The organism is Pseudophaeobacter sp. (assembly GCF_048267565.1).
In the GTDB taxonomy this organism is placed as follows: domain Bacteria; phylum Pseudomonadota; class Alphaproteobacteria; order Rhodobacterales; family Rhodobacteraceae; genus Pseudophaeobacter; species Pseudophaeobacter profundi.
On record NZ_JBLWXG010000001.1, the window covers coordinates 132,798 to 143,493 of the forward strand.

Sequence of the window (10,696 nt, forward strand, 5' to 3'; positions counted from 1 at the left end):
GCGCGCCGCTAGTATTAGCCTATGTTCTTCCAATGGCTCAAACAATATGTTCCGCGCAGCCTGTATGCCCGTGCGGCGCTGATCCTCGTCGTCCCGGTGGTTGCGTTGCAGCTGCTGGTCACGATTGTCTTCATCAAACGCGATCTTGAGGATCTCACCACGCAGATGACCGCCACCATTCAGCGTGAAATTGCCCTGTTGCGGCAACAGGCCAAGGGGGCGCGCTCTCCCGAGGAATATCTGAGCCGCCTGGCGCCCTATCTGGCGCCCTTGACCATGCAGGCAAGGTTCGTGTCGCCAGATGCGCCGCCTCCGCAGACCACGCTGAGCCTGAACGAGTTTTCGGGCCGTGTGGTGCGAGAGAAATTGCAGCGCGAGCTGGAGGGTTTCGTGGCGGTGCAATTCCCGGAAGACCGTGCCTTCTTGCTGTATTTTGACACCGAGGTCGGCATTCTGGAGCTGGCCCTGGACCGGCGGCGCCTGACCGCAGCAGCCCCGCACCAGTTGATCGTGACCATGGTGTTCTTTGGGTTTCTGATGACGGTGATTTCCTTTGTCTACATGCGCAACCAGCTGCGCCCTATCAAGAAATTGGCCGATGCGGCGCAGGCTTTTGGCCGGGGGCGGCACCTTCCATATTCACCGCGCGGCGCGACCGAAGTACGGGTTGCCGGCAGTGCCTTTGTCGATATGCGGGCGCGCATAGAGCGCCAGATCGAGCAGCGTACGCTTATGCTCTCGGGGGTGAGTCATGATCTGCGCACTCCCTTGACCCGGCTCAAGCTGGGCCTGGCGATGATCGATGAGGACGATGCAGAGCCGATGCTGCGCGATGTCGAAGAGATGCAGGCGCTGTTGGATGCCTTTCTTGATTTCTCGCGCGGGGCCTCTACCGGAGAGCCAGAGCCGGTGGATCCGCAGCAACTGGCACTTACGGTGGTCGAGGCCTGGCAACGACAGGGTAAGGACGTGATGCTGGGAGAGTTGAGCGGCACAGGCACGGTGCTGCTGCGACCTCAGGCGATGCGCCGCGCGCTCGAGAATCTAATCTCGAATGCAGTGCGCTATGGCACGCGGGCGCGGGTCTCGGTGGCCTTGACCGAAAAATCCCTGCGGCTGCGTGTCGAAGACGATGGGCCCGGCATTCCCGCGTTACAACGCGGCGATGCGGTGCGGCCGTTTTCGCGGCTGGACCCGGCACGCAACCAGGATTTGGGCTCGGGGGTTGGCCTGGGGTTGGCGATTGTCACCGACATCGCCCGTGCCCATGGCGGCACCCTGCGGCTGGGGCAGAGCGAGGCGCTTGGCGGTTTGTCGGCTGATATCGTGATTGGGCGCTAGCGGAGCCCTTGTCGCTGTCTTTGCCGCTTCTGGACATGAGAGAAAATCCGCTGCCTTCATCGCGTCTTGGAAGAAATTTGTCGGTTGTTAATCAGTGTGTTGCAGTCTAGCCCTCAAGGAGTCGGCAGAGGGAAATTCCTTCGCTCTGGCACGATATGAGCCCGCAGTATCTTGAAGTTGAAAGTTCGATCTGAGAATGACCATAAATAAACGAGACATGATCGCGCGTTGGTTCACGATTGTCTGGGAAGACCGCAATCTGGCTGAACTGGATTCGTTTCTGGCCCCGTCTGTGCAGGAGGATGACATGCTGATCGGCGAGCTGGCGCCAAGGCGCGATATCCCCCTGCTGGTAGAGGTCTTCTACACGCTTCTTGGGGCGACCAAAGTCGACATGCACCAGTTTATGGAGGATGGCGATTGGGCCTGCGTTTCATACACCGTTCGCACGACCAATGCGGATCAGGTCACGCCGATTGCGGTGAATGGAATGATGATGGTGCGGTTTGAACAGGGGCTGATTGCCGAGATCATCTCAAGACTAGATTGCCTTAGCATGTTTGAACAACTCGGACAGATGCCGCCTGACACTCTGGCCGCCTGTTTTTCCGGGCAAAGCCTGACCTGGAAGTAAAAGGATCCCCGTCAGCTGCTAGGTTAGCCGGTAAATGTTGTCCGGAATGTGAAGCTGTAGCCGCCGGGCGCCAGAGCTTTGGGAGCACGCGGCATACGGGCTCTTTTTACTGCGGTCACTGCCGCTTGATCTACCTTAGCATTGCCAGAGCTTCGGACAACAGAAATGGCCATCAACCGCCCCTGGGTTGAAACCGTCAGGCGCAGCCGCACTGTACCCTCCCCGCCGCCGCGAGGCGGGCGTTTCTGCCTCTCGATCCGCGAGATGATTGCTGCACCCCAGCGGTTCTTGAGACTGGCCGTGCGCATTGAAGCACCGGTGGTGGTCTCATCCGCACCACCGTCGCCCTTGGTATGGTGACGGCTGCTGCCGTTAGCTTGCTCTTGCACACTCGCGGTTGAAGGTGTGGGGGCAGGCGAAGGCGCAGGCGCGGGGGCCGCTGCAGCGGGCGGTGGCGGTGGTGGAGAAACTTGCCGCGCAGGTGCTGTGTCCGCAGGGGCTGCAGCAGCAAGCACAGGCAGACTGATGGCTGTTGGCTGGGGTAGAGCAGCCGGAATGGCAGCGGGTACAGGCCGCTGCGGTGGTTCGGCAGGGGCCATGGCAGGCTGTGGTGTGTGGATCTCCGGCGGGCTGTTCCAGTCAGAGACCTGCTGTGCCAGCTCTGCAGAGGCGGCCGCCAGTGTCACTTGCCCGTTGCCGCTGCTGCCAGTGCCAGCGGCCCTTGTGCCGCCCTTGTCCATCGCCAGGAAAGGCGCCGCATGCAGTGCGGCGGCAGTGACCAAGCAGGCGGGGAACAAGGCGGGCCGGGTCATGGGCCTGTACCTGTCAGGCTGACGGCTTTGATGCCTGCGTCGCGCAGCCGGGAGATAAGCGCGGCGACCTCGCGGGCAGGCACCTCGGAATCGGCCCGCAATGTAAGGACTTCAAGTTCTGGGGCTTGCGCCACAACAGCGGCCAGGGCATCGCGGCCCTCAGCCCCGGAGAAATACAACCGGGCGTCAGCGGCCATGAACAGCACCGCTTCAGGCGTCAAAGTTTCACCGTTTTCCAGCTTCGGCGGGGTAATCGCAAAGGGCGCGCGCGGGGCAATCTGTGAGGACAGAAGGAAGAAGATCAGCAGCAGAAAAACCACATTGATCATCGGTAAGATCGGCTCTCCCGTCTGGCGCTTCTTTGGTGTGGAAAAATCCATGCCGTTCACTCCATCACCACCAAGCCGTTGAAACCCGCTGCTGTCAGCAGGGCAGCTGCATCCATCAGCTGCTGCAAAGAGGCACTGGAGTCCGGTTGTAGAATAATCGCATCCGACATCTTTTGGGTCAGCGGGGCAATCCGCGCAGCGAGAGCATCTGCGGCGATAGGAGTTCCATTCAGCCGCAGCCCGTCCGATGCAATCTGTACCAGCCTGGGCGGGCCCTGATAGGCATCACCTGCGCCGCCCATGGCCAGCGGCACAATCCGGTCGCGTCCGAATTGGGAGGCAAGCATGAAGAACACCAAAAGCAGGAACACGACGTCGATCATCGGTGCGAGGCTGAGGCGTTTTTTCGCGCGCGGTGGTCCAAAGGCCAGTGTCATGCTGCTGTCATTCCGCAGCGTGCCGCAGCGCCGGGTGGGTGGCTGCCGCAGTGAATACGCGGGTGGTGGCATCCTCCATTGCAGCTTGCTCTCGTTCCGTCAGCCCTTCGATCCAAGAGACCAGTGCCGAGGCGGGAATAGCTACCGCCATGCCTGCAGCCGTGGTCAGCAGCGCCTCCCAGATGCCGCCAGCCAGTACTGAGGGGTCAGCCCCGCTGCTGCTTTCCTGCAAGGCCTGAAAGGCACCGATCATGCCCAACACGGTGCCAAGCAGCCCAACCAGCGGCGCAATGGCGGCAATCAGCTCCAATGGGCGCAGGCCCCGGCGGAGGGTCGCCAGCTCTGCCTTGGCAATGCGAATGGTTTCCTTTTCGGCTATCTCCGGGCTGAATTCAGGCGTGAGAAGCGCCCGAATCGCAGAGAGCGTCACCCGGTCCAGTGGGGTAGAGCCTGCGCAGGCTGGCGCTGCCCCTTCGACACTCCATTGCTCAAGCCATGCTTCCGTTTGCCGCTTGTGCCAGACGCCCGCCTGGGCCAGCCCGATCACCCGCCAGAAAAACAGTGTCAGGGTCAGCACCGACAGCGCTGCTATCACCCATAGGGCGGGGCCGCCGCGGACCATGAAATCGATGAGAGGGGCAAGGGACATCGTAGCCTCCGTCAGTGGCCTGGGTTTTCCGGATCGGCTTGCTCTGCGCTGCGGTCAAAGCGTTCGGCATAAGCGTCCGTCAAAGGAGTGGGGCCATGCAGTACCCGCCATTGCCGGATGCCATTGCGCCAACCCGCACGGGCTTCGCGGGCGCCAGGCTCTTGCGCCGCCTCGGCCGGGGTTTCTGCCTGCAACAGGTCCCAAACGGCCTGCTTGCCTTGGCTGTAGGATTCCGCGCCCCAGGCGCCCAGCAGATCCTGAAAGGCGTCAAAAGCAGAGCGGTTGAGCGCTTTGTCCTCGCCCAGACGGGTGATCACCGGATTTTCAGGATGCACCCCGCAGCAGGGCACCCAGCCTTCGGGGATTGGCGTGTTGGCAGAATGTGTGCGCTGAGCCTTTAGCAGCTTGGGCAGCACATGGGTGTGCGGGCCTTCCGGGGACTTGCCGCCAGTGTCGGGGCCGCCGATCATCTGATAGACCTCGACCCGGCCGAGGCGGGTCAGCAGCACACGGTGGGGGTGATGTTTCAGGATCGCGCCCATCGCGGGGTTGCCGTGGTCAAACAGGGAGCGGCCGGCGTTTTCATTCAGGACCTCCAACAGCTCCGGGTTATCAGTGCGGATGCAGAAATCCGCCTGATACTGACCAAGCCCCATGTCGAACAACTGGGCGCCACGGTCTGCGTCGAGCAGAGCATCATCGTCGGGGCCAAGCGCAGTCAGCACATCGCGCTGGTTCATTGCGGCGGCGTCATGGGGCAGGCACAGCGACACCGCTTGCGTCCAGCGATGCGGCTTGGGGCTGAGGGTCTCATAGGCGACCGGGCGCACGCCCTCCAGGGTGTCGATGCGCAGACCACCGCGGCTGGTAACCTGCATCAGACCGGCATGTGCTTGCGGTGCTGGGTCGCCGTAAACGTGGTGGAACTCTGCAATGGCGCCAAACGACCCCATGTTCCAGCCGCAATCTTCCTGCATCAGCGCGTCTTTCAGCACCTGTTGAAGCTCAGGCATGTGCTGCCCTCCTGTTGGTTGTTTTCCATTCCAAGGCACCGGTGTGGACAGCCTGGTAAACGGCTTTGCCTATGGCTTCGCCGGTGGTGGTGTGAAGCCCGGCATAGGGGGTTGTTCCGACGGGGGCGGCCACCGCGACACAATCCGTGCCGGTGCCAGTCGCGGTTCCGCTTGGCAGGACGATACCCGCCTCCATCACTGCGGCGGTGCGGGCCTGGACGGCAATGCTCATCGCTTCGATCAGCCCGGCGTGGGTCAGCCCTTCGGAAAGGCGCAGGGCGACATTGATAGTCCCCCAGTTACGGCTGGCGTAGTCCATCCGGCTGCCGACCCGTTCGGCATTGGACAGGCCGACAGTGGCCACCGCATGGGCGCTGATTCCCTCCACTTCGGCTGTTGCCTCGCAGTAGCGGCGCACATCGCGCGAAGTGAGGAAGGCCACGGCATCTTCGCCGCCCCGCTGTCCCAGTTCATCTGCAAACCATTCGGTGACATCCAGATCATGCGGAAGGTCGCTGTTGCTGACTTCGCGCCACAAGATACGACGGGCAGCAACCAGGCCGGGACGATTCACCGCCCAGCTTAGCACCTGCATTTCTGCGCCGAGATCGAATTCGATCCAGGGGCGTTCCAGGCTGACCCGGCCCATCACAGCACCTCCAGCGGCTGGAACACCGGCCCGTGCGCGGTGTGCTCGTGCCAGACAGAGATGCCAAAGGCGCGGGCCATAAGGGCACGCGTCAGCACGCTAGCGGGCGGGCCATCCGCGAGAATGCCACCTTCGGTCAGCAGGATCAGACGGGTGCAGTGGCGTGCTGCCAGCCCCAGATCATGCAGTGACACCAGTGCGGCGCGGCCTTCGGCGGCGAGGCTGGCAAAGACCTCCATGGTGGAGATCTGATGCGCCGGATCCAGACCGGCGGCAGGTTCATCGGCCATCAATAGCGGCGTATCCTGGGCCAGTGCGCGGGCAATCAGCGCACGGGCTTGTTCACCGCCCGACAGGCGCGAGGCGGCCCGCTGGCGGAACGGATCAAGCCCCATGCGTTCAATCGACTGATCGACCAGCATCTGATCACCAGGTGGCAGCCGCAGCCCCTGCGGCACATGCGGCAGGCGGCCAAGCGCCACCAGCCGCTCTACCGGGATCGGCCAGGCAATTTCGCGTGACTGCGGCATCCAGGATACCGCGCGGGCGCGCTCTGCCGCGCTCATCTGTGCCAGCGAACTGCTGCCTGCGGCAGGGATCAGCCCAAGGGCCGCCCGCATCAGGCTGCTTTTGCCTGCCCCATTCGGCCCCAGCAGGCCGACGAACTCACCCGCTCGGATTTCAAAGGACACATCGCGGAGCACCGGGCGGTTTCGCAATGTGACAGAGAGGTTCCGGACCGAAAGCACGCTCATGCCAGACCTTTCCGTGTCTTGTAGATCAGGTGCAGGAACAGCGGCGCTCCGACCAGGGCGGTGACCACCCCCAGTTTCAGGTCACGGGATGGCAGGATGATCCGCACGGCGATATCGGCCAGTTGCAGCATGATGGCGCCGCCAAGCGCAGAGGCCCACAACAGCCGCGACGGCTGGCCACCCACCAACGGGCGCAGGATATGCGGCACCACAAGGCCGATAAAGCCGATGGCCCCGGCCATCGCAGTTGCACCGCCGACAATGCTGGCGGTTCCGACCACCAGCAGCAACCGCATCCGGTGCAGGTTCATTCCCATGGTCTGCGCTGCATCCTCGCCCAGGGTCAGCGCATCCAGGCCCCGCGCCAGCGTCAGCAGGATTGCGGCCCCCGCCAGCGCAAAGGGCAGCACCAGCCAGACATGCAGCATCGACCGGTCCGCCAGAGATCCCATCATCCAGAACACGATCTCATTGGCGGCAAAGGGATTGGGCGACAGGTTCAAGACCAGCGAGGTGAGCGCCGCCGCCATCGCCGAAATCGCAATGCCCGCCAGGATCAGCGTCAGTGAACCGCCCTGCGGCCCGGCCAGCGCCATCACCATAAAGACACCGGCGAGAGCACCTGCCAGAGCCGCCAGCGGCAGACCCAGGGTGAGGCTGGCCGCCAGTCCAGTGTTGATCGCCAGCACCGCCCCCAGCGCCGCCGAGGAGGACACGCCAATCAAACCGGGTTCAGCCAGCGGGTTGCGCAGGTAGCCTTGCATAGCGGCCCCTGCCAGCCCCAGCCCACTGCCGATGATTATCGCCAGCAGCGCCCGCGGCAGGCGGATTTCACGCATCACCAGGGTGAGCGGGCCATAGCTTTTGTCGAACAGCGCCGCCAGGCTTTCACCGATACCCACATCCGCGGGCCCCAGGGTGAGCGAGATCAGAAACAGCGCCAGCATCGCTGCGGTCAGCGTCAGCATCAGACGGGTCATTCCCGGTCCTCCTTATCCAAAAACAGGCGGCGCTCTTCGGCCAGTGTTTCCACTGCGCGCAGCACATGCGGGGTGCCGCAGACCCAGTCGGCATCGCGCATCTGCCCGGCGCCACTGCGGGCGGCCAGATGGCGCACCACCGGATGCGCTAGATTTTCCTCGCTGCGCGCGGCGCGTGGATAGGGCGAGGTTCCGATCAGAAATTCGGGTTCTGACATGGCGAGCAGTTCCAGGGGCATGCGGCCGGAGCGCCCATAGCCCAGCTCATCCGCGATATTGCGCAGCCCCGCCGCGCGCAGGATCTGTCCTGCCAGCGACATGCTGCCAGAGGTGAACCCGTTGGCGGCATAAAGCGCCGCGCGCGGCCGCTCCGGCCCGACTTGCTCCTGCGTTGCCAGCCGCTGGTCGTAGTCTGCCAGCAATGCGCGGGCCGCCTCTTCGCGACCCAGCACCTCACCCATCTGCTCGATACGTGCGCGGACATCCTGCAGTGAGTTGGCGGGCTGAAACACCACCACCGGAATGCCAAGACGGCGCAGCATTTCCGTGGTGGCCACTGTCGAATAGGCACCGGCAATCACCAGATCGGGCTGCAGCAAATATATTTCTTCCGCCAGCCCATGGTTGACGGGGTAGGCCAGGGCGTGTTCCGCCATGGCCGAGGCGCGTGTGTCCCGCGCGATGTAGGAAACCGATGCCAACTGGCCGGGCGCTGCAAGCAGCATTGCCAGCTGGTCGGTGCAGAGGTTCATCGACACCACGCGGGACGGCCCGGCAAATGCACCGGTGGCGGCCCACAGAAGGGCCAGGGCTATGCCGGACAGTTTGCGCATGGATCAGAACGTTGATTCCAAACCAACATAGAGCGCACGGCCGCGTTTGGCGTACCCCCAAACGTCGGAATACTCTTTGTCGAACAGGTTGGTGACACGACCGGTCAGGGTGACCTGATCGGTGAGGTCATATCGAGCCGCGACGTCCACGGTCACATAGCTCGGCATCTCCACCACCGGATACGGCCAGGCGCCGAAAAACTGCGTATCGTAGTTCCCGGTCACATAGCGCAGATCGGCGTTCACGCTGCCACGTGCGTTCATGAACTGATGCGTCGCGCTTAGCAGCAATTCGTGCTTGGGACGGCGCACCTCGACGGAGCCATCGGCGTTTGATGCGTCCAGGTAGGTGTATGCCAGACGGAAAGTCAGATCATCGGTGGCTTTGATGTCACCGGCGATTTCGACACCGCGGCGCTTGGCCTTTTCAGTTCGGTTGCGATAGGTGTTCATGCCCAGACCGGTGTCGAAATACCATTCGATTTCGTCTGTCAGGTTTTCGCGAAACATGGTGACGTCAACCAGACCACGGCCTTGCAGGAACGGCACTTCGACGCCCAAGTCAAAGCTGCGGTTTTTCTCAGGCGCTAGGTTCGGATTGCCAACAGTGCCAGACGAACTGCCAAACAGCTCGAAGAAGGATGGGTCGACGCTGCCTTCACCCGCCGACGCGTGCAGGCGAACGCCGTTGCCAAACACATAGGCGGCGCCGACGTTCCAGGTGGTGTCATCGTCGAATGAGCTGTTGTTGTCACGCCGCAGCCCGCCCTGAACGCTCAAGCCATTATTGAACGATCCACGATATTCCACCGCAAAAGATGTCCGGTCAGGTCGGTAGTCTGGGTTGGAGTTCGACCGTTTCTGAGTATTTTCAGCGATCACGTTCACGATCTGGTTGGCGTCTTCCAGTGTCGCACTGTCCAGCGCGAAGCTCAGTAGATAACGCACCGATTTCCGGTCCGCCTGAGAAAAGCGGCCAGCGCTGGATAGGCTTTCGAAGTCGCTGTAATCGTAGGACAGGCGGTGTTTCATGCGTCCGCCCAACATTGCGTATTCGGCAAATATACTGGCGAGCCGCTCGGTGCGCTCGGAGGTTGCAGTGGGGTCGTCGGTGACGCTTTGATCAACCGTCACAGCCGAGTAGTTTTGCGGATCGCTGTCGTACTCCTCTTCGGAATGGCGGAAGGAGAAGCCAAGCTGCAAATCTTCCGACACCAAATAGTCGCCGGTCAGGTTGATGGTACTGCGCTCAATCCCGTCTTTTTCGCCGCCACTGCCGGAGATGTCATAGCCGCGATCGTTCAGGTGTGACAGACCGACCGCCAGGCCGCCGCGTTCATTGCGCATTGAATAGCGCCCCGCGACCGAGGTTGCGTCACCACCTTCGATTTTGCCAAACAGCTCGCGACCGATGGCACCCTTCTTGGTGATGATATTGATGACACCCGACGACGCGCTGGATCCGTAGAACACCGATTGCGGGCCGCGCAGAACTTCGATGCGTTCGATATTGGCGGTTTCCAGGCCCGACAGGATGTATTCGTCATTCCCAGCCGATGCAGGAACGCCGTCGATCAGTATCAGTGTATTGTTGCCTTCACCGCCGCGGATGCGGATCTGAGTGAAATTGTCGCCAGAACCGTTGACCGAAATACCGGGCACCGCGCGCAGCGCGTCCTGAACGGTCAGAATGCCGCGTTCTTCGATTTCTTCGCTCGTCAGGACCGAAGCTGAGCGGCCGTATTTCTGGGCCTCGACCGGCGTAAAGCCGCCGGAGACGATGATCTCTCCCAGATCGGTGACGACGTCATCCTGGGCGATTACGATTGCTGGTGCGGCGGCCAGAGCCGCAGCCAATGACAGGCTTGCCTTGCGCATATTCCATTCCTCCCGACCCGCGCAACAAGCACAGGCCAAGTGACTGCCAAAGCGGGCAGTGTATTCGGGTTTGGTCTTTGAAAGGCATTGCCTCCGCAGACAGTGAAAACTGCCACCACTACGGAAATCCGTTATCTACAGCGCGCCCCGCACCGGGATAGGGTGATCATCCTGGCAGGTCTCCTGACTTGCGGGTCGAGGCTTTGCCGCACCTTCCCGCCCCTCGGGGCAGTGGCATCTCGCAGCATTGCTCTCCGCTCACAGTTGCGGGGGCAGTCACGGATTCGGCGCCTGTTGGCTACACCTCACCGTGTTCCCTATTAACCGGGTGGTTTCCCAGCCGGACCAGAATTGCCGGAACTTATGCAAGTTGAGCTTTTTTTGTC

Annotated in this window: 12 protein-coding genes and 1 riboswitch; of the genes, 2 read left to right on the plus strand and 10 right to left on the minus strand. The window is 62.2% G+C overall.

Annotated features, from left to right (window positions below; translation table 11 throughout):
• Positions 1–21: 21 nt before the first annotated feature.
• On the plus strand, positions 22–1,341 hold the full coding sequence (locus ACN0VH_RS00650) for an ATP-binding protein (protein WP_278922473.1): 1,320 nt from the start codon (positions 22–24) through the stop codon (positions 1,339–1,341).
• A 196-nt stretch (positions 1,342–1,537) separates the two neighbouring features.
• A complete protein-coding gene (locus ACN0VH_RS00655) occupies positions 1,538–1,975 on the plus strand; it encodes a nuclear transport factor 2 family protein (protein ID WP_278922472.1) in 438 nt (145 codons plus the stop codon).
• Positions 1,976–1,998: 23 nt separating this feature from the next.
• Here the strand turns inward: ACN0VH_RS00655 and ACN0VH_RS00660 are convergent, their stop codons facing one another.
• Genes ACN0VH_RS00660 through ACN0VH_RS00705 form a run of 10 tightly spaced genes read right to left on the minus strand, consistent with a single transcriptional unit; the run spans position 1,999 to position 10,310 of the window.
• Positions 1,999–2,787 carry an energy transducer TonB family protein gene (locus ACN0VH_RS00660; protein ID WP_417699123.1) on the minus strand — a complete coding sequence of 263 codons (789 nt, stop codon included), beginning with the start codon at positions 2,785–2,787 and terminating at the stop codon, positions 1,999–2,001.
• Positions 2,784–3,167: a biopolymer transporter ExbD gene (locus ACN0VH_RS00665; RefSeq protein ID WP_417699125.1), complete on the minus strand. Its 384-nt coding sequence runs from the start codon at positions 3,165–3,167 to the stop codon at positions 2,784–2,786. The genes ACN0VH_RS00660 and ACN0VH_RS00665 overlap by 4 nt, the downstream gene beginning before the upstream one ends.
• Positions 3,168–3,172: 5 nt before the next feature.
• Positions 3,173–3,553, minus strand: coding sequence for an ExbD/TolR family protein (locus tag ACN0VH_RS00670; protein ID WP_417699126.1), 381 nt, complete (start codon positions 3,551–3,553; stop codon positions 3,173–3,175).
• Positions 3,554–3,560: 7 nt separating this feature from the next.
• Entirely contained in the window at positions 3,561–4,202 is a 642-nt protein-coding gene (locus ACN0VH_RS00675; protein WP_417699128.1) for a MotA/TolQ/ExbB proton channel family protein, read from the minus strand.
• An 11-nt stretch (positions 4,203–4,213) separates the two neighbouring features.
• Positions 4,214–5,215 (minus strand): DUF6925 family protein, encoded by a 1,002-nt coding sequence (locus ACN0VH_RS00680; RefSeq protein ID WP_417699130.1) that lies wholly within the window; start codon positions 5,213–5,215, stop codon positions 4,214–4,216.
• Positions 5,208–5,864, minus strand: coding sequence for an adenosylcobinamide amidohydrolase (locus ACN0VH_RS00685; RefSeq protein ID WP_417699131.1), 657 nt, complete (start codon positions 5,862–5,864; stop codon positions 5,208–5,210). Before ACN0VH_RS00685 ends, ACN0VH_RS00680 begins: the two co-directional genes overlap by 8 nt.
• Entirely contained in the window at positions 5,864–6,619 is a 756-nt protein-coding gene (locus ACN0VH_RS00690) for an ABC transporter ATP-binding protein (protein WP_417699132.1), read from the minus strand. The genes ACN0VH_RS00685 and ACN0VH_RS00690 overlap by 1 nt, the downstream gene beginning before the upstream one ends.
• On the minus strand, positions 6,616–7,599 hold the full coding sequence (locus ACN0VH_RS00695; RefSeq protein ID WP_417699133.1) for a FecCD family ABC transporter permease: 984 nt from the start codon (positions 7,597–7,599) through the stop codon (positions 6,616–6,618). Before ACN0VH_RS00695 ends, ACN0VH_RS00690 begins: the two co-directional genes overlap by 4 nt.
• On the minus strand, positions 7,596–8,432 hold the full coding sequence (locus tag ACN0VH_RS00700) for an ABC transporter substrate-binding protein (RefSeq protein ID WP_417699134.1): 837 nt from the start codon (positions 8,430–8,432) through the stop codon (positions 7,596–7,598). Before ACN0VH_RS00700 ends, ACN0VH_RS00695 begins: the two co-directional genes overlap by 4 nt.
• Before the next feature lie 3 nt (positions 8,433–8,435).
• Positions 8,436–10,310, minus strand: coding sequence for a TonB-dependent receptor plug domain-containing protein (locus ACN0VH_RS00705; protein ID WP_417699135.1), 1,875 nt, complete (start codon positions 10,308–10,310; stop codon positions 8,436–8,438).
• A gap of 156 nt (positions 10,311–10,466) precedes the next feature.
• Positions 10,467–10,675, minus strand: a riboswitch (cobalamin riboswitch).
• Positions 10,676–10,696: the final 21 nt, after the last annotated feature.